This is a genomic window from Bacillus sp. SIMBA_008, from assembly GCF_046535495.1.
Classification (GTDB): domain Bacteria; phylum Bacillota; class Bacilli; order Bacillales; family Bacillaceae; genus Bacillus; species Bacillus subtilis.
In genome coordinates, this window is record NZ_JAWRWL010001089.1 from 1 (window position 1) to 243 (window position 243).

The following is a 243-nucleotide window of genomic DNA, read 5'->3' on the forward strand; positions in this document are numbered from 1 at the left end:
ACATCGGCTGCGGCATTATTTATTATGATGATGACTGTAGATATGAGAAGAATGATTGCGGATATACCGTTAATCGGAAGTAAAATGGAAGACTACGTAAACAGTAGAGGGGAACCTTTAAAAGAATATAAAACGACAATAGGACAAACAGTTAATGATAACGGTGTAGAAGTACGATTAGATGAAGTGATGATAGATGAAGGGCAGATTATTGTTAATAGTACGTTTAAGTCTAACAGTGTT

General features: G+C 35.0%; 1 protein-coding gene. It reads left to right on the forward strand.

Annotated features, from left to right (window positions below; translation table 11 throughout):
- Positions 1–243 (forward strand): DUF4179 domain-containing protein (locus SB658_RS26780; protein ID WP_410603532.1); only part of this gene is annotated, 243 nt, incomplete at both ends.